The organism is Klenkia taihuensis, assembly GCF_900112525.1.
Lineage (GTDB): Bacteria > Actinomycetota > Actinomycetes > Mycobacteriales > Geodermatophilaceae > Klenkia > Klenkia taihuensis.
This window is the reverse complement of sequence record NZ_FOMD01000002.1, coordinates 1-21,083: the sequence shown is the minus strand read 5'-3', so window position 1 is coordinate 21,083 and position 21,083 is coordinate 1. Positions and strand designations below refer to the sequence as shown.

22 protein-coding genes and 1 pseudogene are annotated in these 21,083 nt (G+C 75.1%); 13 read left to right on the top strand and 10 right to left on the bottom strand.

Going from position 1 to position 21,083, the window contains the following annotated elements; translation table 11 throughout:
• Positions 1-18 precede the first annotated feature (18 nt).
• The gene (locus BM158_RS07920) at positions 19-1,170 is read right to left on the bottom strand and encodes an Mrp/NBP35 family ATP-binding protein (protein WP_091556518.1); all 1,152 of its coding nucleotides are present in this window, start codon (positions 1,168-1,170) and stop codon (positions 19-21) included.
• A gap of 130 nt (positions 1,171-1,300) precedes the next feature.
• Between BM158_RS07920 and BM158_RS07915 the strand changes: the two genes are divergently transcribed.
• Positions 1,301-1,990, top strand: a complete 690-nt coding sequence (locus BM158_RS07915) for an AzlC family ABC transporter permease (protein ID WP_229827879.1) — start codon at positions 1,301-1,303, stop codon at positions 1,988-1,990.
• Entirely contained in the window at positions 1,987-2,295 is a 309-nt protein-coding gene (locus BM158_RS07910) for an AzlD domain-containing protein (RefSeq protein ID WP_091558506.1), read from the top strand. The genes BM158_RS07915 and BM158_RS07910 overlap by 4 nt, the downstream gene beginning before the upstream one ends.
• A gap of 15 nt (positions 2,296-2,310) precedes the next feature.
• Here the strand turns inward: BM158_RS07910 and BM158_RS07905 are convergent, their stop codons facing one another.
• From BM158_RS07905 to BM158_RS07890, 4 genes and pseudogenes are all read right to left on the bottom strand, one after another.
• Positions 2,311-2,697 (bottom strand): universal stress protein, encoded by a 387-nt coding sequence (locus tag BM158_RS07905; protein ID WP_091556515.1) that lies wholly within the window; start codon positions 2,695-2,697, stop codon positions 2,311-2,313.
• Positions 2,698-2,737: 40 nt separating this feature from the next.
• On the bottom strand, positions 2,738-4,246 hold the full coding sequence (locus BM158_RS07900; RefSeq protein WP_091556514.1) for a tripartite tricarboxylate transporter permease: 1,509 nt from the start codon (positions 4,244-4,246) through the stop codon (positions 2,738-2,740).
• A 9-nt stretch (positions 4,247-4,255) separates the two neighbouring features.
• Entirely contained in the window at positions 4,256-4,756 is a 501-nt protein-coding gene (locus BM158_RS07895) for a tripartite tricarboxylate transporter TctB family protein (RefSeq protein ID WP_091556512.1), read from the bottom strand.
• 220 nt (positions 4,757-4,976) lie between these two features.
• Positions 4,977-5,642, bottom strand: a pseudogene (locus tag BM158_RS07890) (tripartite tricarboxylate transporter substrate-binding protein); the annotation flags it as partial.
• 360 nt (positions 5,643-6,002) lie between these two features.
• On the opposite strand from BM158_RS07890, the gene BM158_RS07885 reads away from it, so the two are divergent.
• From BM158_RS07885 to BM158_RS07860, 6 genes are read left to right on the top strand one after another with little or no spacing between them, the layout of a single operon-like run.
• Positions 6,003-6,656, top strand: coding sequence for a response regulator transcription factor (locus BM158_RS07885; RefSeq protein WP_091556510.1), 654 nt, complete (start codon positions 6,003-6,005; stop codon positions 6,654-6,656).
• Complete coding sequence (locus BM158_RS07880; RefSeq protein ID WP_091556508.1) at positions 6,657-8,051, top strand: sensor histidine kinase; 1,395 nt, start codon at positions 6,657-6,659, stop codon at positions 8,049-8,051. It abuts the gene before it with no gap.
• A complete protein-coding gene (locus tag BM158_RS07875; RefSeq protein ID WP_091556506.1) occupies positions 8,051-8,986 on the top strand; it encodes a TAXI family TRAP transporter solute-binding subunit in 936 nt (311 codons plus the stop codon). The genes BM158_RS07880 and BM158_RS07875 overlap by 1 nt, the downstream gene beginning before the upstream one ends.
• Positions 8,987-9,004: 18 nt before the next feature.
• Positions 9,005-9,322, top strand: coding sequence for a CHY zinc finger protein (locus tag BM158_RS07870; protein ID WP_207506318.1), 318 nt, complete (start codon positions 9,005-9,007; stop codon positions 9,320-9,322).
• Positions 9,319-9,831 (top strand): hypothetical protein, encoded by a 513-nt coding sequence (locus BM158_RS07865; RefSeq protein ID WP_091556504.1) that lies wholly within the window; start codon positions 9,319-9,321, stop codon positions 9,829-9,831. Before BM158_RS07870 ends, BM158_RS07865 begins: the two co-directional genes overlap by 4 nt.
• On the top strand, positions 9,821-11,239 hold the full coding sequence (locus tag BM158_RS07860) for an aminotransferase class I/II-fold pyridoxal phosphate-dependent enzyme (protein WP_091556502.1): 1,419 nt from the start codon (positions 9,821-9,823) through the stop codon (positions 11,237-11,239). Before BM158_RS07865 ends, BM158_RS07860 begins: the two co-directional genes overlap by 11 nt.
• Positions 11,240-11,243: 4 nt before the next feature.
• Here BM158_RS07860 and BM158_RS07855 read toward each other — a convergent pair whose 3' ends face one another.
• Both BM158_RS07855 and BM158_RS07850 read right to left on the bottom strand, forming a co-directional pair.
• Positions 11,244-11,801, bottom strand: coding sequence for a DUF1003 domain-containing protein (locus BM158_RS07855; RefSeq protein ID WP_091556500.1), 558 nt, complete (start codon positions 11,799-11,801; stop codon positions 11,244-11,246).
• Positions 11,794-13,032, bottom strand: coding sequence for a magnesium transporter MgtE N-terminal domain-containing protein (locus BM158_RS07850; protein WP_091556499.1), 1,239 nt, complete (start codon positions 13,030-13,032; stop codon positions 11,794-11,796). Before BM158_RS07850 ends, BM158_RS07855 begins: the two co-directional genes overlap by 8 nt.
• A gap of 25 nt (positions 13,033-13,057) precedes the next feature.
• On the opposite strand from BM158_RS07850, the gene BM158_RS07845 reads away from it, so the two are divergent.
• The 3 genes from BM158_RS07845 (at position 13,058) to BM158_RS07835 (ending at position 15,844) form a co-directional block, all read left to right on the top strand.
• A complete protein-coding gene (locus tag BM158_RS07845; RefSeq protein WP_229827878.1) occupies positions 13,058-13,912 on the top strand; it encodes a PhzF family phenazine biosynthesis protein in 855 nt (284 codons plus the stop codon).
• Positions 13,909-14,808 carry a DMT family transporter gene (locus BM158_RS07840; RefSeq protein ID WP_229827877.1) on the top strand — a complete coding sequence of 300 codons (900 nt, stop codon included), beginning with the start codon at positions 13,909-13,911 and terminating at the stop codon, positions 14,806-14,808. The genes BM158_RS07845 and BM158_RS07840 overlap by 4 nt, the downstream gene beginning before the upstream one ends.
• An 82-nt stretch (positions 14,809-14,890) precedes the next feature.
• Positions 14,891-15,844 carry an HpcH/HpaI aldolase/citrate lyase family protein gene (locus tag BM158_RS07835; RefSeq protein ID WP_091556496.1) on the top strand — a complete coding sequence of 318 codons (954 nt, stop codon included), beginning with the start codon at positions 14,891-14,893 and terminating at the stop codon, positions 15,842-15,844.
• 18 nt (positions 15,845-15,862) lie between these two features.
• On the opposite strand, the gene BM158_RS07830 is transcribed toward BM158_RS07835, so the two are convergent.
• Positions 15,863-16,258, bottom strand: coding sequence for a DUF4190 domain-containing protein (locus tag BM158_RS07830; RefSeq protein WP_091556494.1), 396 nt, complete (start codon positions 16,256-16,258; stop codon positions 15,863-15,865).
• Between the two features lie 122 nt (positions 16,259-16,380).
• Here BM158_RS07830 and BM158_RS07825 point away from each other — a divergent pair, with 122 nt between their 5' ends.
• A complete protein-coding gene (locus BM158_RS07825) occupies positions 16,381-17,580 on the top strand; it encodes an acyl-CoA dehydrogenase family protein (RefSeq protein ID WP_091556492.1) in 1,200 nt (399 codons plus the stop codon).
• Entirely contained in the window at positions 17,577-18,179 is a 603-nt protein-coding gene (locus BM158_RS07820; protein WP_091556490.1) for a hypothetical protein, read from the top strand. Before BM158_RS07825 ends, BM158_RS07820 begins: the two co-directional genes overlap by 4 nt.
• Here the strand turns inward: BM158_RS07820 and BM158_RS07815 are convergent.
• A complete protein-coding gene (locus tag BM158_RS07815; RefSeq protein ID WP_091556489.1) occupies positions 18,176-20,191 on the bottom strand; it encodes a mannosyltransferase YkcB-related protein in 2,016 nt (671 codons plus the stop codon). The genes BM158_RS07820 and BM158_RS07815 overlap by 4 nt on opposite strands.
• Positions 20,188-21,083, bottom strand: an 896-nt coding sequence (locus BM158_RS07810; protein ID WP_109504834.1) for a GtrA family protein, incomplete at its 5' end; no start/stop codon positions are given. The genes BM158_RS07815 and BM158_RS07810, both read right to left, overlap by 4 nt.

The window sequence follows — 21,083 nt, the reverse complement described above, 5'->3', positions numbered from 1 at the left end:
GCGCCGGCGCCGGGAGGGTCAGCGGCGGACGGGCGTGAGGTTCAGCGACATCCCGGACAGCCCGCGCGAGCGGACGGCCAGGCCCTCGGCGATCTTCTCCAGCGACTGCGCCGCCGGGGCGTCGGGCTGGGCCAGCACGATCGGGGCACCGGCGTCGCCGGCCTCCCGCAGCCGGGTGTCCAGCGGGATCTGGCCCAGCAGCGGCACCCGCGCACCCAGGGTCTTGGTCAGCGCGTCGGACACCGCCTGGCCGCCGCCGGAGCCGAACAGCTCCATCCGCGAGCCGTCGGGCAGCTCGAGCCAGGACATGTTCTCCACGACGCCGACCACCTGCTGGTGGGTCTGCGTGGCGATCGCCCCGGCGCGCTCGGCCACCTCGGCGGCGGCCTGCTGCGGGGTGGTCACGACGAGGATCTCGGCGTTGGGCACCAGCTGGGCCACCGAGATCGCGACGTCGCCGGTGCCCGGGGGCAGGTCCATGAGCAGGACGTCGAGGTCGCCCCACCAGACGTCGGCGAGGAACTGCTGCAGCGCGCGGTGCAGCATCGGCCCGCGCCACACGACCGGGGTGTTGCCCGGGGTGAACATGCCGATCGAGATGACCTTCACGCCGTAGCTCTGCGGCGGCATGATCATGTTGTCGACCTGGGTGGGCTTGTCGTCCACGCCCAGCATCCGTGGCACCGAGTGGCCGTAGATGTCGGCGTCGACCACGCCCACCGAGAGCCCGCGCTTGGCCAGCGCTGCGGCCAGGTTCACCGTGACGCTGGACTTGCCGACCCCGCCCTTGCCGGAGGCCACCGCGTAGACGCGGGTGAGCGAGCCGGGCTGGGCGAAGGGGATGACGGCGTCGGGGGCGTCGGTGCCGCGCACGGTCTTGCGCAGCTCGGCCCGCTGGGCGTCGTCCATCACGTCGAGGCCGACCTTGACGGCGGTGACGCCGGCGACGGCGCCGACGGCCTGGGTGACCCGGCTGGTGATCGTCTCGCGCATCGGGCAGCCGGCGACGGTGAGGTACACGTCGACCTCGACCAGGCCGTCGTCGCCGATGCGGACGTCCTTGATCATCCCGAGCTCCGGCAGCGGCCGGTTGATCTCCGGGTCCTGCACGGTGGCCAGGGCGGCGTTGACCGCGTCGGCGGCAGGGGTGCCGGTCAGCGTCTCGGACATGCGGTGGTGTGTCTCCTCGCATCGGTGGGGGCCCGCGTCGTCGCGGTCGCCCGCGCCCCGGGGGGGGCGGGACCCGCTCGGCAGGCCGCTCACCACTCTACGGCGGCCGTCGGGGCTAGGGTCCGGCCACGTGACCGACGACGCAGCGACCGCCCGCCGGGCGACCATCCGCGACGCCCTGGGTCTCGGCGTCGCGGTCGGGCTGTACGGCGCGGCGTTCGGGGCGGCCGCGGTGGCCGCCGGCCTGGACGCCTGGCAGGCCTGCGCGCTGTCGCTGCTCATGTTCACCGGCGCCTCGCAGTTCGCCCTGGTCGGCGTGCTCGGCGCCGGGGGCGGGGTGCTGGCCGCGGTCGGCAGCGCGGTGCTGCTCGGCACCCGCAACACCGTCTACGGCGTCCGGCTGGTGCCGCTGCTCCACCCGCGGGGCGGGCTGCGCCGGCTCGGCACGGCGCACCTGGTCATCGACGAGTCGACCGCGCTGGCGCTGGCCGCGCCCGACCCCGGCAACGCGCGGCTGGCGTTCACCGTGGGCGGCGGGTCGATCTTCCTGGGCTGGAACCTGACCACGCTGCTCGGTGCGCTGGGTGCCGACGCGCTCACCGGCCCGTGGCTGGCGGCGCTGGACGCCGTCGTCCCGGCCGCGTTCCTGGCGCTGCTGTGGCCGCGGCTGCAGAGGGCGTGGTCCGAGCCCGCGGCGCAGCGGCGGGTGGCCCTCGGCGGCGCGGTCGTCGCACTGGTGCTGACGCCGGTCGTGCCGGCCGGGGTGCAGGTCGTCGCCGCGGTGGTCGCGGTGGCGCTGGCCGGGGGGTGGCGGCGGTGAGCGCCACCTGGGTCGCGGTGCTCGCCGGCTGCCTGGGCTGCTACCTGCTCAAGCTGGCCGGGCTCAGCGTGCCGGCCGCGTGGGTCGAGCACCCGGTGGTGCGCCGGGTCGTGGACTTCGTGCCCGCGGCGCTGCTGGCCGCGCTGGTGGCGGTGCAGGCGGCCACGTCGGGGTCGGAGCTGGTGGTCGACGGCCGGCTGGCCGGGCTCGCGGTCGCCGCGCTGGCCCTGGCGCTGCGGGCGCCTTTCGTCGTCGTCCTGGTGCTGGCCGGGGCGACCGGGGCGGGTGTGCACCTGCTGCAGTGACACCCGCCCCGTCGCTCAGCCCTTGACGCCGAGGACCTGGCAGTCGGCGTCGAGGATGATCCGCTGCGCCACGCTGCCCATGAGCAGCTTGCCGACCGCGGACCGGCGCCGGACGCCGACGACCACCAGCGCGGCGTCGTGCCGCTTCGCCGAGTCGAGGACCGCACCGGCGACGTCGCCGTCCACGGGCTGCTCGACGGTGACCTCGACGCCGGCGTCGGCGCCGCGGCGGGTGAGGGCGGCGACGCCGTCCTCGGGGACGATCCGGTCGTCGACGGGGGCGTCGCCGGGGGCGACGTTGACCACCACGACGCCGGTCCCGCGGAAGCGGGCCTGCTCGAGGGCTGCGTCGAACGCGGCGTCGGCCGACTCGTTCGGGACGTGGGCGAGGACGACGGTCACGACGGGCTCCAGCGGGTGCGGGGGATGGGTGGGGTGGTCATCAGTCCTCCTCGACGAAGACCTTCTCGCGCTTCTTCCGCATGGCGGGGAGCACGGCGACGAGGAGGGCGAGCGCACCGACGGCGAGCAGGCCTGCGCTGATCGGGCGGGTGACGAAGGTGGAGGGGTCGCCCTGGGAGATGAGCATCGCCCGGCGCAGGTTCTCCTCCAGCAGCGGACCGAGCACGAAGCCCAGCAGCAGCGGGGCCGGCTCGCAGCCGCACTGCACGAGCACGAAGCCCAGCAGCCCGAACGCCGCGATCATGAAGACGTGCCACGGGTTGTTGCTGACCGAGTAGGTGCCGATGGAGGCCAGCACCACGATGGTCGGGAACATGACCCAGTAGGGCACCTTCAGCATCCGGACCCACAGCCCGATCAGCGGCAGGTTCAGCGCGACCAGCAGCACGTTGCCGATCCACATCGAGGCGATCAGGCCCCAGACCAGCGCGGGCTGCTCGTTGATCACGTTCGGCCCGGGCGTGATGCCCTGGATGATGAACGCGCCGATCATCAGCGCCATGACCGGGTTGGCCGGGATGGCCAGGGTCAGCAGCGGGATGAAGGAGGTCTGCGCGGCAGCGTTGTTGGCCGACTCCGGGCCGGCCACGCCGGCGAGTGCGCCGTGGCCGAACTGCTCGGGGTGCCTGGAGAGCTTCTTCTCCGCCGCGTAGGAGGCGAACGGGGCCAGGATGTGCCCGCCGCCGGGCAGGATGCCCATCAGCGAGCCCAGGCCGGTGCCGCGGGCGATCGGCCCGGACATCGCCCTGAGCTCCTTCCCCCTCGGCCACAGCGAGTGCACCTCGTGCAGCTTGGCGTCCCGGGTCTGCGGGTCGCGCAGGTTCCTGAGGATCTCGGTGATGCCGAAGATGCCGACGGCCAGCGCCACGAAGTTGACGCCCTCGAACAGCTCCCGGACGTCGAAGGTGAAGCGCGGGGTGCCGGTGTTGAGGTCCTGGCCGACCGTGCCGAGCAGGATGCCCAGGCTGACCATCGCCAGCGCCTTGGGCACCGAGCCGCGGGCCAGGGTCACCGAGATCATCAGGCCCAGCACGACGAGGGAGAAGTACTCGGCCGCGCCGAAGGTCAGCGCCACCTTCGCCAGCGGAGGGGCCGCGACGGCGAGCACCAGGGTGGCGACCGTGCCGGCGACGAACGAGCCGATGGCCGCGGTGGCCAGGGCCAGCCCGGCCTGGCCCTTCTTGGCCATCTGGTTGCCGTCGATCGCGGTGACCGCCGACGAGGACTCGCCGGGCAGGTTGATCAGGATGGCGGTGGTCGACCCGCCGTACTGCGCGCCGTAGTAGATGCCGGCCAGCATGATCAGCGCACTGGTGGGGGAGTCGAAGTTGAACGTCACCGGCAGCAGCAGCGCGATGGTGGCGGTCGGGCCGATGCCGGGGAGCACCCCGACCGCGGTGCCCAGCGCGACGCCGACGAGGCAGAACAGCACGTTCTGCCACTGCAGGGCCGTCTCCAGGCCCAGCGACAGGTTGTTGACGAGGTCCACGGCGGGCTCCTAGGGCCAGAGCGGCAGCCGCAGCTGCAGGCCGAGGACGAAGACGGCGTAGCAGGCGACCGTGATGCCCAGCGAGCACAGCGCCGCCCGGATGATCGAGATCGTCGGCGAGGCCAGGCAGGCGACCAACGCGGTCAGCGCCACCGTGAGGACGAAGCCCAGGTGCTCCAGGGCGGTGCCGAACAGCAGCACCGCACCGGCGATGCACACCACGCCGCGCCACGGGATGCGGGTGAGCCCGACGGTCAGCTCGCCCGTGCCCCTGGCGCCCTTGAGGGCGATGGAGACCCCGAGCGCGACGAGCACGAGGCCGACCAGGAACGGGAACATGCCCGCGCCCATGGTGCGGAAGTCGCCCAGGCCGTAGCCGTGGGCGCCGACGGCGAAGGCGGCGCCGAGCACCGCGAGCAGGCTGCCGGCGACGAGGTCGCCGCGGGTGGAGGTCTCGGGGTCGTCGGGCGGACCGCCGACCGGGGGTGGTGCGGGCACGGGTGCGGACATGCGGGGGCTCCAGGGGGCGCGACGCTGCGGGGGAGGGGGAACACCCGGGGCGGGCCGGTCGGCCGGCCCGCCCCGGGGACTGCTCGGTCAGCCCGAGGGTCGAGGCCCAGAGCTCGGTCTGCTCCGACAGCTTGGTGCGCACGGCGTCGGGGTTGATCTGGTCGGCCGGGACCGGCGCGGTGCCCAGGTCGGCCATCTGGTCGATGACCGCCTGGTCGGCCAGCGCGGTCTCCAGCGAGCCGCGCAGGGTCTCGACCACCTCGTCGGGCGTGCCGGCCGGGGCGTAGAGCGCGTGCCAGACCGAGATGTCGAGGTCGGCGTAGCCCTCCTCGGCGGTGGTGGGCACGTCGGGCAGGGTGTCCAGCCGCTCGGGCGTGGTGATCGCGTAGGCCTTCACCGCGCCGGCCTGGATCTGGCCGGTGGTGTTCGTGGTCTGGTCGCACATGAAGTCGACCTGGCCGCCGACGACGTCGGCGATGGCCGGGCCGGCGCCGTCGTAGGGGATCTCCTGCACGTCGGCGCCGGTCTCCTGCTCCAGCAGCGCTCCGCACAGCTGGGACGCCGACCCGACGCCGGCGTTGGCGTAGGTGACCGTGTCGCCGTTCTCGGTGATGTAGTCGACGAGCTCCTCGAAGGTGTCGGGCTCGAAGTCCGGCCGGGCGATGATCGTCATCGGCACCTCGGTGATGAGGCCGACCGGCGCGAAGTCCTCCTGCGGCTCGTAGGCCAGGTCGTCGTAGAGGGTCGGCGCCGTGGACATGCCGATGTGGTGGACCAGCAGGGTGTAGCCGTCGGGCTCGGCGTTGGCGACGTCCGCGGCGCCGATGGTGCCGCCGGCGCCCTCGACGTTCTGCACGATGGTCTGCACGCCCAGCTCGTCGGCCATCGGGTCGGCGATCAGCCGGGTCACGGTGTCCGTCGGGCCACCGGCGGCGAAGGGGACGACGATCTCGACGTTCTGGTCCGGGTAGCCGCTGGCGTCGCCACCGCCGCTCCCGCCGTCGGAGCCGCCGCAGGCGGTGGTGACGAGGACGGCGGCGAGGGACAGCGACAGGGCCGCGGGACGGGCGAGCCGGGGGGTGGTCATGTGTTCTCCCAGGTGAGGGCGGGCTGCGACGGTGCCGCCCGGACGAGCACGGACGCTAGGAGTGGCCGCGATCACGTGAGAAGGGCCACGGCCGCTTCTTGACGGTCCCTTAGGGAAAGACGTCTTCGTGACCCGCGTCACGGTCCCTACGATCTTGTCGTGCACTTCCTGATCGTCGAGGACGACGACCCGCTGGCCAAGGCGCTGGCCGACGTCCTCGCCCACCACGGGCACACCTCGGGCCGCGCCCGCAGGTGCGACGACGCGCTGCTGCGCCACCACACCGCCGACGTCGTGCTGCTGGACCTGGGCCTGGCCGACGGCGACGGGTTCGACGTGCTGCGCCAGCTGCGGCAGGTCAGCGCCGTCCCGGTGCTCATCGTGTCCGCCCGCGGGGACGAGCGGTCGATCGTGCGCGGGCTGCACCTGGGTGCCGACGACTTCCTGGTCAAGCCGGTGCGGATGGCCGAGCTGATGGCCCGGATCGGCACCGTCACCCGGCGCCGCCAGCCGGCCGGCCCGCCCTCCACGGTCCGCGCCGGCGACGTCGAGGTGGACCTGGTGGCCCGCACCGTCCGGGTGGGCGGCGCCGCGGTCGCGCTCACCGAGAAGGAGTTCGACGTGCTGGCGTCGCTGGCCAAGCGGCCGGGGGAGGCGGTGCGCAAGGAGCTGGTGCTCGACGAGGTGTGGGGCGACGCCTTCGTCGGGTCCTCGCGCTCCTGCGACGTCCACCTGACCTCGCTGCGTGCCAAGCTCGCCCGCCCCGGCCTGATCAGCACGATCCGCGGCTTCGGGTACCGGCTGGAGGTCTGAGTGCGCAGCCGCATCGTCGCGCCGCTGATGACCCTGGTGGTGGCCGTCGCCGTCCTGCTGGTGCTGCCGTCGCTGCAGACGGTCTCCCGGGAGCGCACCAACGAGCTGGAGCTGCAGCGCCGCGAGGTGCTCGACCGGGTCGCCTCGCTCACCCGGCTGGCGGTCGAGACCGGCGACGCGGTGCCCCTGGAGCGGTACCTGGTGCGCCACCACGACCTGCACGGGGAGTCGCTGCTGGTCATCGACACCACCGAGCAGGTGCTGGCCGGCGTCGGGGGGCTGGACCCCGACGACCCGCGGGTGGAGCGCCGCACCCGCGACTCGGGCTACAACGTGCCCTTCCGCGAGGTGGAGCCGGTGCTGCCGTGGAGCTCCGCGACCGCCGTCCTGTCGGTGCCGGTCGAGGTCAGCCGGGACGTCGCCAGCGGCGTCGTGCTGCTGGAGGCCGACCTGACCGACGCCCGGGACGACGTCCGCCGGGGCTGGCTGGGCATCGTGGTGCCCGCGCTGCTGGGCCTGCTCGCCCTGTTCTGGGTCACGCTGCGTGCGGCCCGCTGGATCCTGCGGCCGGTGCACGCACTGGAGGCCGCCACCCACGCGCTGACCCAGCAGGAGGCGCCCGCCGCGGTCGCCGTCGGCGGCCCACCCGAGCTGCGGAGGCTGGCCAGCTCCTTCACCACCATGGCCGGCACGCTGTCGGCGACCCTCGCCCAGCAGCGCGACCTGGTCAGCAACACCTCCCACCAGCTGCGCAACCCGCTGGCCGCCGTCCGGCTCAACGTCGACCTGCTGCCCGCGCCCACCGACGCCGACCGGCAGCGGCTGGCCGCGGTGCAGGCCGACCTGGACCGGCTCGACCACACCGTTGACCGGCTGCTGGGGCTGGCCGAGGCCGAGCACCGGGTCATGGAGGCCCGGGCCGCGCGGCTCGGCGACGCGCCCGCCGAGCCCGGCGCCACCGCCGACCGGGTGCGGGCCCACGTGGCGGCCCGCTGGGGCGGGCCGGGCGGCCCCGCGGTGCGGGTGACCGCCGACGACGACGTGGTGCTCGCGCTGCCGGCCGCCGAGGTGGTCGAGGTCGTCGACGCGCTGGTGGAGAACGCGGTCAAGTACGCCGGTCCCGGCGCGCACGTCGAGGTCGGGCTGCGCGCGGGGGCGCCGGGCCGGGCGGTGCTCGAGGTCGCCGACGACGGCGACGGGCTCACCGACGAGGAGCTCGCGCACGCCCGCGAGCGGTTCTGGCGGTCCTCCCGGCACGTGGAGCACCCCGGTACCGGGCTCGGCCTGGCCATCGTCGACGCCCTGGCCCGGGCCGCCGGCGGCTCGATGACCGTCGCCCGGGCCGCGGCCGGCGGCCTGGCGGTGCGGCTGGACCTGCCCCGGGACGGTGCCTGATGGACCGCCGCGGCTTCCTCACCGCCGGCGCGGCGCTGGCCGTGGCCGCGGCCGGCGGGTGGGCCGGCTGCGCGACCGGGTCACCGGGTGCGCGCGGCGCGCTGACCCTCGCCGGCGGCGAGCCGGGCGGCACCTTCATCAAGCTGGCCCGGCTGCTCGGGCGGGCCCTGGAGGAGCAGGAGCGCTTCGACGAGACCACCGTCGTGTTCACCGACGGCACGGTGGAGAACCTCGACCTGCTGGCCGCCGGCCGGGTGGACGTCGCCCCGGCGCTGGCCGACGCCGCCGCCGGCCGCACCGGCCTGGTCGCGATCGCGAAGGTCTACCAGACCCTGCTGCACTGCCTGGTCGCCGCGGACTCCCCGGTGCGCACCCTCTCCGACCTGGTCGGCGCGACCGTGTCGGTGGGGCCGCCGCGGTCGGGCACCGCGGCCACCGCGGCCCGGCTGCTGCAGCTGGTCGGCGCCGTGCCCACCGACGGCGTCACCCGGTGGCTCGAGCAGGACCCCGGCGACGGCGCGATCAGCCTGGCCGGCGGCACCGTCGACGCGATGTTCTGGTGGGGCGGCGAGCCCGCGCCGGAGATCGAGTCGCTGTCCACCGTCGCCGGGTTCCGGGCGCTGGACCTCGGCGGCTACCTGCCGGCGGCCAACGCCGTGGCGATGGACGTCTACCAGCCGGCCCGCCTGCCGGGGTCCTTCTACGGCCAGGCCGACGTCGCCACCCTGGGCACCAGCTGCTTCCTGCTCTGCCGGCCCGACCTCGCCGACCGGGTGGTCCGCGAGGTGACCGCCACGGTCATCGGCCCGGCCAGCGCCCTGGTGCCGCAGCCGGCCGGCGGCATCCAGTACTTCGTGCCGGCCACGCTGGCCGACACCGCCCCGCTGCGGCTGCACCCGGCCGCGGCCGCCGTCCACCGCGACGGGTACGGCTGACCCTCCTACGCTCCCCGTGTGGCGCAGGTGGAGCTGGGCGGGCGGCTGGTCGACGACCAGAGCCGCTGCGCGCACTACGCCGGCCCGCTGGACGTCGTCGCCCTCCGGTTCGCCTGCTGCCCGCCGTACTGGGGCTGCCACCTCTGCCACGCCGAGTGCGCCGACCACCCCGCCGTCGTGTGGCCCGCCGACGACCGGCAGGCCCACGCCGTGGTGTGCGGGGTCTGCCGGCACACCCTGTCGGTCGAGGACTACGTCGTCGCCGACGGGTGCCCGCACTGCGCCGCCCCGTTCAACCCCGGCTGCCGGCTGCACCACCACCTCTACTTCGCATGAGGCTGCCCGACCGGTGGGGGGTGACCGCCGAGGAGGTGGTCCGCCGCTGGGACGCCGACGAGCTGGCGCCCGGTGCGCCCGGGCGCTGGCTGCGCGGGGTGGACGTCGCCGCGGACCCGGCCACGACGTGGCGGTGGGTCTGCCAGCTGCGCGCGGCGCCCTACAGCTACGACTGGGTCGACAACCTCGGCCGGCGCAGCCCGCGCACGCTGACCCCCGGGCTGGAGCACCTCGAGACCGGGCAGCGGATGGCCGGGCCGTTCCGCATCCGGTCGGTCCGGCCGGGTGAGCAGGTCACGCTCGTCGCGCCCGGTGGGCCGGTGTCCCGCGCGCTGGGCGACGTCGTCCTCGGCTACGCGGTGACGCCCGGCCCGGCCGGCAGCCGGCTGGTCGGCGTCCTGCGGGTGGGCCGGCTGCCCTGGGCGGTGGACCGGGCGCTGTGCTGGGGTGACCTGGTGATGATGCGCCGGCAGCTGCACGTCCTGGCGGGGCTCGCCGGTGGCCGCTGACCCCCGCGGGCTGCGCGGCGACGCCCCGCTGCTGGACGCCTGGCTGCGCTTCCGCGAGCAGGCGCCCACCCCGTTCACCATCCCCGGCCACAAGCAGCGCACCGACCTGGTCGGCGACGTGGTGGCCGGCGACGTCCCGCTCTACGGCGGCCTGGACACCGTCAAGCTCGCCGGCGGCCTGCTCGCCGACGCCGAGGCCCGCGCCGCCGCGCTGTGGGGCGCCGACGTCTGCCGGTTCTCCACCGGTGGCGCCACGCACGCCAACCAGGCGGTCGCGCTGGCGCTGGGCCGGCCGGGCGACCGGGTGGTGGTCAGCCGCACCCTGCACCGGTCGCTGCTGCTGGGCCTGGTGCTGGCCGGGCTGATCCCGGTCTGGGTCCGCCCGGACGTCGACCCGGCCACCGGCCTGCCGCTCGGCGTCCCGCCGGCCGCGGTGGCCCGGGCGCTGGCCGCCGCCCCCGACGCCGTCGCGGTGCTGGTCGGCGACCCCTCCTACGTCGGCACGGTCGGCGACGTCGCCGGGCTGGCCGAGGTCGCGCACGGGCACGGCGTCCCGCTGGTGGTCGACGGCGCCTGGGCCGCGCACGCCGGCTTCCACCCCGACCTGCCGCGGCACGCGCTGCAGCTGGGCGCGGACGTGCTGGTGACCAGCGCGCACAAGACGCTGCCCGCGTGGAGCCAGGCCGCGCTCGTGCTGGCCCGCACCGACCGGGTCGACCCCGCCCGGCTGGACGCCGGGGTGGAGGCCACCGCCACCACCAGCCCGGCCGGTGCCGTGCTGGCCAGCACCGACGCCGCCCGGGCCCTGCTGGCCCGCGTCGGCGAGGAGCTGCTGGGCGCCGCGCTGGCCGCCACCCGCCGGGCCCGCGAGCGGCTGGCCGCCGTCCCGGGGCTGGTGCTGCTCGACGGGCCGGGCACCGACCCGCTCAAGCTGGTCCTCGTGCTGCCCGACACCGGCGCCGACGGCATCGCCGTGGAGCAGGACCTGCTCGCCGCCGGCGTGCCGGTGGAGGCCGCCGAGCGCGACCTGGTGGTCGCCGTTGTCTCCCTGGCCGACGACGACGCCACCCTGCAGCGGTTCACCGACGCCGTGCTCGCCGCCCTGCAGCGGCACCGCGGGCCGGCCCGGCCGGTGGTGGGGGCCGCGGTCTACGCCGTCGACCCCGAGCAGGTGCTGCCCCCGCGCGAGGCGTTCTTCGCCGACGCCGAGGCGGTGCCCTTCGCCGCGGCCGTCGGGCGGGTCTGCGCCGAGCTGGTCGCGCCCTACCCGCCGGGCATCCCCGTGCTGGCGCCCGGCGAGCGGGTCACCGGGGCCGCCGCGGGCGCGCTGCTGGCCGCCCGGGACGCCGGGGTGCGGGTGGCCTACGCCGCCGACCCCACGCTGACCACCCTGCGCGTCGTCCGCTGAGGACCTAGTCGGCCGCGGCCTCGCGGGCCTGCTGCTCCCGGCGGCGCTTGCGCTCCTTCTTCCGGCGCGCGGCGGCCTCGTCGTCGGGCGGGACCAGCCGGTCCAGCTCGCCGCGGATGAAGTCGCGGGTGGCCAGCTCGCCGATGGCCACCCGCAGCGAGGCGAGCTCGCGGGCCAGGTACTCGGTGTCCGCGCGGGTCTGCGCGGCCCGCGCCCGGTCCTCCTCGGCCTGCACCTTGTCCCGGTCGGCCTGCCGGTTCTGCGCCAGCAGGATCAGCGGCGCGGCGTAGGCGGCCTGGGTGGAGAAGGCCAGGTTGAGCAGGATGAACGGGTACGGGTCGAACCGCAGCGCCACCCACGCGACGTTGATGATGATCCAGACGATGACGATGATGGTCTGGATCGCCAGGTAGCGGCCGGTGCCGAGGAAGCGGGCGATGAGCTCGGCGTAGTGGCCGATCGCGTCGGGGTTGAACCGAAGGAACTGGGCGAAGCTGCGGGTGCCCGAGGGCTGGTCCAGCTGCAGGTCCGCGCGGCGCGCGGCATCCGGGCGGTCAGCCACGGCGCGCCCGGTCCCGCCAGTCGTCGGGCAGCAGTGCGTCCATGACGTCGTCCACGGTGACCGCGCCCAGCAGCCGGCCCGCGCCGTCCACGACGGGGGCGGCGACCAGGTTGTAGGTGGCGAAGTAGCGGGTGACCTCGGCCAGCGGGGCCTCCGGGCGCAGCGGCTCCAGGTCGTCGAGCACGCCGGAGACCAGGGTGAACGGGGGCTCGCGCAGCAGCCGCTGGATGTGCGCCAGGCCCAGGTAGCGGCCGGTCGGCGTGGCCGAGGGCGGCCGGCAGACGTAGACCTGACTGGCCAGGCTGGGGGTGAGCTCCTCGGCGCGGACCCGGGCCAGCGCCTCGGCGATGGTGGCGTCGGGGGCCAGGATCACCGGCTCGCTGGTCATCATGCCGCCGGCGGTGTCCTCGGAGTACTCCAGCAGCTGGCGCACCGACTTGGCCTCGTCGGGCTCCATCAGGCTCAGCAGCCGGTGCCGGTCCACGTTCGGCAGCTCGTTGAGCAGGTCGGCGGCGTCGTCGGGGTCCATCTCCTCCAGGACGTCGGCCGCGCGGTCGTCGTCCAGGGTGCCCAGGATGGTGATCTGCTCGGCCTCGGGCAGCTCGCCCAGCACGTCGGCCAGCCGCTCGTCGTCCAGGTCCGCGGCGACCTCGAACCGGCGTTTGTCGGGCAGCTCCTGCAGCGCGTGCGCCAGGTCGGCCGGCTTGAGCTCGCGGTAGGCGGCCAGCAGGGCCTCGGCGCTCTGCCCGGCCTCCTGCAGCGCCAGCCCGCCGACCTCGTCCCAGGCCACCTGGCGCAGCTGGCCGCGCCGGCCGAAGCGGCCGGGCTCGGCCACCGCCAGCCGGGTGAGGGCCCAGTCGCCGGTGCGGGTCTGCTCCATCGAGGCGTCCACGACCACGCCGGGGCGGTCGTCCTCGAGCAGGGTCACCCGGCGGTCGAGCAGCTCGCCGAGCACCAGGGTCTCCCCGGCCCGCTGCTCGAAGTGCCGCAGGCTCAGCGTCCCGGTGGACAGCACGACGGCGCCGGCGTCGATGCGGGTGACCCGGCCCATCGGCAGGAAGATCCGGCGGCGGGCGACCACCTCGAGCACCAGGCCGAGCACCCGCGGGGGAGCGGTGCCCACCCGCAGCGCCACGACCGCGTCGCGGACCTTGCCCACCCGGTCGCCGTCGGGGTCGAACACGGTCAGGCCGGCCACCCGCGAGACGTAGGCGCGGGTCACGGTGGTCACGACTGCGGAGGTTACCGTCGCCCCCGTGCTGTCCTTCGAGGTCGTGGACGTGTTCGCCCCCCGCCCGTTCGCCGGCAACCCGCTGGCGGTCGTGCTGGGCGCCGGCGACCTGTCCACCGACCAGTGCCAGGCGCTGGCGCGGGAGTTCCACCTGTCGGAGACGACGTTCGTGACGGCGGTGCGCGAGGGCGGCTACGCGGTGCGGATCTTCACCACCGAGACCGAGCTGCCCTTCGCCGGGCACCCCAGCGTCGGCACCGCGCACACCCTGGTCCGGCTCGGCCTGCTCGCCCCGGGCACCGTCGCGCAGGAGTGCGGCGTGGGCACCGTCCCGGTCGAGGTCACCGCGGCGGGCGCCCGGCTCACCGGCGGCCCGGTCTCGCTGCGCCCCGGCCCCGACCCGGTGGCGCTGGGGGCGGCGCTCGGCCTCGGGCCGGACGACGTCACCGGCCGGCCGGCGCACCTGGTCGGCTGCGGCCTGGAGTTCACCCAGCTCGACGTGCACCCCGGCGCGGTGGCCCGCGCCGTCCCCGACCGCCGCGCGCTGGCCGCGCTGCTGCCCGCCGAGGTCGGCGGCGGCGTCTCGGTGATCGGCCGCGGACCGGGCGACGAGCACACCGTGCGGGTCTTCGCCGGCGGGCTGTCCTGGGAGGAGGACCCGGCCACCGGCTCGGCCGCGCTGGCCACCGGCGTGTGGCTGGCCGCCGAGGGCCTGGCCGGGGAGGGGACGTCGTCCTACCGGCTGCACCAGGGCGCCGCCCTGCAGCGCCCGTCGGTGCTGGACTGCACCGTCACCGTGGACGGCGGCCGCGCCGTCTCGGCCACCGTGGCCGGCGACGTGCACCCGGTCTCGCGCGGCACGATCGCCGTCCCGGCGTGAGCACCACCGACGCCTGGGCACTGCACCGGCCGGCCGGCCGCGACGTGGCCGTCATGGCCGTGGCCGTCGTGGGCATCTCGCTGTCGGGGCCGCTGACCGCGCTGGTCGCCGCGCCGGCGCTGGCCATCGCGTTCTGGCGCAACGCGGCCGGCGCGGCGGCGCTGCTGCCGGTGCTGCTGCGCGAGCGGCCCGCGCTGCGGTGGTCCCACCTGGGCAGCTCGGTGGTGGCCGGGCTGTTCCTCGCCGCGCACTTCGCCGCCTGGCTGCCGAGCCTGTCGATGACGTCGGTCGCGGCGTCCATCGCGCTGGTCACCACCACCCCGATCTGGACGGCGGTGGCGGCCCGGCTGTCCGGCGTCCGGCTGCCCGCCCAGGTCTGGTGGGGCCTCGTGCTGGCCATCGCCGGGGCCGCGCTGATCGCCGGGGTCGACGTCACCGTCTCGCTGCGCGCGCTGGCCGGCGACGGGCTGGCGCTGCTGGGCGCGATCGCCGCCGCCGGGTACGTGCTCGCCGGCGCCCGGGCGCGGCAGCGGCTGTCGACGTCGGCCTACGCGGTGGTCTGCTACTCCACCTGCGCGGTCGTGCTCGCCGTCGCCGCGCTGGTGGTGGGCGACCCGCTGGTGGGGTTCAGCGCCCGCGACTGGTGGCTGATCGCCGGCATCACCGTCGTTGCGCAACTGCTCGGGCACACGCTGTTCAACATGGTGGTCTCGAACGTGGGGCCGACCGTGGTGGGGCTGGCGATCCTGCTCGAGGTGCCCGGGTCGCTGCTGGTGGCGCTGGTGCTGCTGGGCCAGCTGCCCCCGCTGCTGGCGCTGCCGGGCATGGCGCTGGTCGTCGTCGGCGTCGCCCTGGTCACCCGGGCCTCCCGCCCGCCGGTCGAACCGGTCACCTGAGGGCTGTGGGGGCGATCACGCAGCCGGGTACCGGGGCGCTCGTTACTCTCCGGTAACCCCAGAAGTCGATCGTGGAGGCACCGTGGCCGAGCTCCGATCCCGTCGTTCCAACCTCGCCGTCCCGGGCAGCAACCCCCGGTTCCTGGAGAAGGCCAAGGGCCTCCCGGCGGACCAGGTGTTCCTGGACCTGGAGGACGCCTGCGCGCCGCTGGCCAAGCCCGGCGCCCGCAAGAACATCGTGGCGGCGCTGAACGAGGGCGGGTGGGGGGAGAAGATCCGCACCGTCCGGGTCAACGACTGGACCACCGAGTGGACCTTCCAGGACGTCATCGAGGTCGTCGGCGGCGCCGGGGCGAACCTCGACTGCATCATGCTGCCCAAGGTGCAGGACGCCGGTCAGGTGCAGGCGCTGGACATGCTGCTCACCCAGGTCGAGAAGGCCCACGGCCTGGAGGTCGGGAAGATCGGCATCGAGGCGCAGATCGAGACCGCGCAGGGGCTGATCAACGTCAACCAGATCGCGTTCGCCAGCCCGCGGATCGAGACCATCATCTACGGCCCGGCCGACTTCATGGCCTCGATCAACATGAAGTCGCTGGTGGTGGGCGCGCTGCACCCGGACTACCCGGGCGACCCGTTCCACTACATCCTCATGCAGATCCTGATGGCCGCCCGCGCCCGCGGCGTGCAGGCCATCGACGGGCCGTTCCTGCAGGTGCGCGACGTGCCGGCCTTCGAGGAGGTCGCCAAGCGCTCGGCGATGCTGGGCTTCGACGGCAAGTGGGTGCTGCACCCGGGCCAGATCGACGCCGCGAACGAGATCTACGCGCCGTCCCAGGAGGACTACGACCACGCCGAGCTGATCCTGGACGCCTACGAGTGGGCCACCAGCGAGGCCGGCGGCAAGAAGGGCTCGGCGATGCTCGGCGACGAGATGATCGACGAGGCCAGCCGCAAGATGGCGCTGGTCATCGCCGGCAAGGGCCGGGCCGCCGGGATGGCGCGGACCTCGTCGTTCACCCCGCCCGAGGAGTGACCCCGGCGCTCACCGTGGTCAGGGCGCGAAGCTGACCACGGTGAGCAGCGCCCACAGCCAGACCACGAACAGCAGGGCGTAGACCGTCGTCCCGATCGAGCCGACGACGATCCCGGCCAGCGCCAGGCCGTCGCCCTCCTCGCGGGTGCGCCGGATCTGCCGCCGCGCCGAGATGCCCAGGCCCAGGCCGACCGGCGGGAACACGAAGCCGAACACCAGGGCCAGGACGGCGGTGGAGTTGGTCGGCCGGCGCACCACGTACACCGGCTGGCCGTAGCCGGGCGGCGGGCCGTAGCCGGGCGGCGGGCCGTACCCGGGGGGCGGGCCGTACCCGGGTGGCGGGCCCCAGGTCGGCGGCTGGGTCGACCGCAGCGGCGGGTCACCGCGGTAGAAGCCGTCGTCCGGCTCGCTCATGGGTCCTCCTCGTCGACGGCCCCCAGGGTCGCACCCGTGTGGTGCACGGCACGTCCGACGCGGCGGTGAACCCGGCCATACTCCCGTTGACCGAGGACACCGCCGTCCCCCGAGGAGCAGCCATGACCCGCCTGGCCCAGACCGCCGACCTCACCGAGGTCCAGACCGAGATCCTCTCCACGGTCCGCCGGTTCGTCGACCGGGAGATCATCCCGCGGGCGCAGGGGCTGGAGCACGCCGACACCTACCCGCAGGAGATCGTCGACGGGATGAAGGAGATGGGGCTGTTCGGCCTCATGATCCCGGAGGAGTACGGCGGCCTGGGCGAGAGCCTGCTGACCTACGTGCTGGTCGTGGAGGAGATCGCCCGCGGCTGGATGAGCGTCTCGGGCGTCATCAACACCCACTTCATCGTGGCCTACATGCTCATCCAGCACGGCACGCAGGAGCAGAAGGACCGCTACCTGCCCCGGATGGCCACCGGTGAGGTGCGCGGCGCGTTCTCGATGAGCGAGCCCGGGCTGGGTTCCGACGTCGCGGCCATCCGCACCCGGGCCAAGCAGGACGCGAACGGCGACTACGTCATCGACGGCGAGAAGATGTGGCTGACCAACGGCGGGTCCTCCACGCTGGTCGCCGCGCTGGTGCGCACCGACGAGGGCGCGGAGAAGCCGTACCAGAACCTCACCACGTTCCTGGTCGAGAAGCCGACCGGGTTCGGCGAGGTCGTCCCCGGGCTCACCGTCCCCGGCAAGATCGAGAAGATGGGCTACAAGGGCGTCGACACCACCAGCCTGGTGTTCGACGGCTACCAGGCCAAGGCGTCGGACATCCTCGGCGGCGTCCCCGGCAAGGGCTTCGCGCACATGATGGACGGCGTCGAGGTCGGCCGGGTCAACGTCGCGGCGCGGGCCTGCGGCATCTCCATCCGGGCCTTCGAGCTGGCCGTGGCCTACGCCCAGCAGCGGGAGACCTTCGGCAAGAAGATCGCCCAGCACCAGGCGATCGCCTTCCAGCTGGCCGAGATGGCCACCAAGGTCGAGGCCGCCCACCTGATGATGGTCAACGCGGCCAAGCTCAAGGACTCGGGGAAGCGCAACGACGTCGAGGCCGGCATGGCCAAGCTGCTGGCCAGCGAGTACTGCGCCGAGGTGACCACGCAGGCCTTCCGCATCCACGGCGGCTACGGCTACTCCAAGGAGTACGAGGTCGAGCGGCTCATGCGCGAGGCCCCGTTCCTGCTCATCGGCGAGGGCACCAGCGAGATCCAGAAGACGATCATCAGCCGCGGGCTGCTCAAGGAGTACAAGCTCAAGGCATGAGCAGGCGCGGCTGGGTCGCGGCGGAGGACGCCGCGGGGGACTGGTGGCGGCTGGCCGTCTACGACGACGGCTGGGTCGAGCTGCCCGGGTTCGCCCGCGGGCTGTCCGACACCCGGGCACAGCTCAAGCAGCTGCTGGTCCTGGTCGGCGCGTTCGGCGTGCTGGTGCTGCTGTCCCAGCTGGCCGGGCGGCTGGACGGCGTCGGCCCGCTGTCGCTGGTGCTGTCGGTCGGTGCGCTGGGCCTGCTGCTGTTCTCCGCCGTCCAGATCGCCCGGTTCCGGGCCCGCGACCGGCAGCAGGCCGCCGGTGACCGGGCGCAGGCGCAGGCCGCCCGCGCCGCCGGCCGGCGGGTCCGCCGCCGCCCGGGGGCGCCCCTGTTCCGCCGGGCGACGTCGTCGGCGGAGTACGTCAGCTGGCTGGACGGCGTGCGGCGGGTGGGTGCCGAGCAGGTGGGCGCCGTCGTGCTGGGTGGCCCCGAGCACCCCGGCCCGACCGACCCGCTGGTGGTGTCGGTGCTGCTGCAGGACGGCTCGACGCTGACCTACCGCACCCCCGACGCCACCGCCCGCACCCTCTTCGCCCCCTGGACGACGCCCTAGCCGGTGGGCGGCGTCAGGTCGTAGAGCTGGATGCCGTCGACCGTGGTGGCGGAGTAGTGCGCGGCGACCCACTGGGCGATCTGGATGGAGGCGTCCGACCCGCCCGAGCTGCGGCCGACGGTGCCGCCCACGAACCAGTGGATCTGGCCCTCGGCCACGTACTGCTGGAACTGGGCCAGCGTGGGGGAGGGGTCGCTGCCGTTGAAGCCGCCGACGGCCATCACCGGGTCGCCGGTGGCCAGCTGGAAGCCGGCCGCGCTCTGCGACCCGACGGCCGCGGCGACCCAGGTGTAGGCCGAGGCGTTGGACCGGAGAGCCGCCACCACCCGCTCGGTGGGGTCGCTGGCGCCCAGCAGGTTGCCGCGGGTGCTCAGCTGCCCGGACCCGCCGCGGGCGGTCGGCGCGCTGGTGGTGGCGGTGCCCGCGGTGGCCGTCGGCGGCGGGGTGCCGAGGGAGAAGCCGCCGCCGGTGGGTGCGGTGCGGGCGGGTCCGAAGCGGGTGGCGGCGTCGGGGCCGGCGGTGACGATGGACCCGGTGTGCGGGGTGGCGGCGGTCTGCAGCGCGAACGCCACCGGCCCGCCGAGCGCGGCCAGCACCGCGGCGGTGGCCACGAGCCCGGCGAGCAGCCGGGGCAGCACGTGCACCGCGAGCAGTCCGGCGCCCGCGACCAGCCCGGCGGCGAGCACGGTCGGGGCCAGCCACGGCAGGAACCACGGCGTCCGGCCGAGCAGGTCGGACGCCCACCAGCCGGTGCCCGCCGCGGTCGCGGCGAGGACCAGGCGGGCCGCCGGGTGCCGCCGACGGGACCACAGCAGCGCGCCGCCGGTGCCCACCACCGCGCCGATGGCCGGGGCCAGCGCGACGGTGTAGTAGGCGTGGAAGATGCCGGCCATCAGGCTGAAGACCAGCCCGGTGACCACCAGCCAGCTCGCCCACACGAGCAGCCCCGAGCGCCGGACGTCGGTGCGGGCGGCCCGGCCGAGCACGACGAGCCCGGCGGCGCCGAGCACCAGCGCGGCGGGCAGCAGCCAGGCGACCTGCCCGCCGACGTCGTAGCCGAACAGCCGGCCCAGGCCCGTCTCGCCCCAGCCGCCCCCGCCGCCGACCGACCCGGTCTCGTCGCCGGTGAGGCGGCCCAGGCCGTTGTAGCCCCAGATCAGCTCCCACACCGAGTTGGTCTGCGAGCCGCCGATGAACGGCCGGGAACCCGCGGGCACCAGCTCGACCACCGCCACCCACCAGCCCCCGGCGGCGACCACCGCAGCGCCGGCCAGCAGCAGGTCGACCAGCCGCCGGCGGAACGTGCTCGGCGCGCAGACCAGCCAGACCAGCGCGAAGCCGGGCACCACGAGCAGGGCCTGCAGGGTCTTGGTGAGGAACGCGAACCCGACGAGGACGCCGACGCCGACCAGCGTGGCGCGGCGGCCCGACTGCAGCGCCCGGACCATCAGGTAGGCGGCCAGGGTGAGCAGCAGGACCAGCAGGGCGTCGGGGTTGTCGAACCGGGACATCAGGACGGCGACCGGCGTCGTCGTGGTGACCGCGCCGGCCAGCAACCCGGCGCCGGCGCCGGCGACCCGGCGGACGGCCAGGTACACCACGCCGACGGTGGCCGTGCCCATCAGCGCCTGCGGCACCAGCAGCGACCAGGAGTTCAGCCCGAACACCCGCACCGACAGGTCCATCACCCACAGCGACGCCGGCGGCTTGTCCACGGTGATGGAGTTCGCCGCGTCCGAGGAGCCGTAGAAGAAGGCCTCCCAGCTCTGCGACCCGGCCTGCGCGGCGGCGGCGTAGAAGGCGTTGGCCCAGCCCGAGGCGGCCAGGTCCCAGACGTACAGGACGCCGGTCGCGGCGAGCAGGGTCACCAGGGACGGCCGCACCCAGCGGGGGTCCCCGGCCGGCCCGAGCAGCAGGGTGGCGGCCCGGCCGCGCTCGCCCCGCGGCCCGGCGGGTGCGGGCTCCCCGGCCGGGGGCGGGGCGGCGACGGGGCGGTCCAGGAGGGTGCTCATCGTGCGCTGGCCTCCAGGTCGGGGACGACGGCGGCGGTGACCCGGTCGGCACGCGGGGTGCGGGTGCGGAAGACCCAGGCGCGGAACAGGACGAAGCGCAGCAGGGTGGCGGCGAGGTTCGCCGCGACCAGGAAGGTCAGCTCGACCAGCCGGTGGGCGTGCGGGTCCCACACGTCCAGCGCGGCCAGCGTGCCGCTGGTCAGCGCGAGGCCGAGGGCGAAGACCAGCAGGCCCTGGCCCTGGGCGAGGACGGCGCCGTCCCGCCCGCGCCGGCCGAAGGTGAAGCGCCGGTTCGCGGCGGTGTTGGCCACCGCCGTGACCAGCAGCGTCACCAGGTTCGCGGCCTGCGCGTCCAGGCCCGTCCGGAGCAGCGCGAAGAGGGCGAGGTAGGCCAGGGTGGAGACCGCGCCGATGGCGGCGAAGCGGACCAGCTGGCCGACCAGGCCGTGGGGGACGCCGTCGAGGGTGGGTTCGACGAGGGGGCCGCGGCCGATCTGGGCGCGCAGGTCGGCCAGGGGCAGCCGGCCGGTGGTGAAGGCCCGCCACATGCGCACGATGCCGGCGAGGTCGGCGCGGGCGGTGGAGACGATGTGCACCCGGCTGTCGGGGTCGTCGACCCAGTCCACGGGTACCTCGGCGATGCGCAGCCCGGCGCGTTCGGCGAGGACGAGCAGTTCGGTGTCGAAGAACCAGCCGGTGTCCTCGACCAGGGGGAGCAGGCGGGCGGCGACGTCGGCGCTGATGGCCTTGAAGCCGCACTGGGCGTCGGAGACGTGGGTGGCCAGGGTGCCGCGCAGCAGCAGGTTGTAGCTGCGGGAGATGAACTCGCGCTTGGCCCCGCGCACCACGCGGGAGGAGCCGGCCAGCCGGGTGCCGATGGCCAGGTCGGAGT

Coding starts and splice junctions, on each gene's coding strand:
- BM158_RS07865 (WP_091556504.1), top strand. CDS start 9,319: ATGAGGCTGCCCGACCGGTGGGGGGTGACCGCCGAGGAGGTGGTCCGC.
- BM158_RS07895 (WP_091556512.1), bottom strand. CDS start 4,756: ATGTCCGCACCCGTGCCCGCACCACCCCCGGTCGGCGGTCCGCCCGAC.
- BM158_RS07830 (WP_091556494.1), bottom strand. CDS start 16,258: ATGAGCGAGCCGGACGACGGCTTCTACCGCGGTGACCCGCCGCTGCGG.
- BM158_RS07825 (WP_091556492.1), top strand. CDS start 16,381: ATGACCCGCCTGGCCCAGACCGCCGACCTCACCGAGGTCCAGACCGAG.
- BM158_RS07815 (WP_091556489.1), bottom strand. CDS start 20,191: ATGAGCACCCTCCTGGACCGCCCCGTCGCCGCCCCGCCCCCGGCCGGG.
- BM158_RS07920 (WP_091556518.1), bottom strand. CDS start 1,170: ATGTCCGAGACGCTGACCGGCACCCCTGCCGCCGACGCGGTCAACGCC.
- BM158_RS07820 (WP_091556490.1), top strand. CDS start 17,577: ATGAGCAGGCGCGGCTGGGTCGCGGCGGAGGACGCCGCGGGGGACTGG.
- BM158_RS07875 (WP_091556506.1), top strand. CDS start 8,051: ATGGACCGCCGCGGCTTCCTCACCGCCGGCGCGGCGCTGGCCGTGGCC.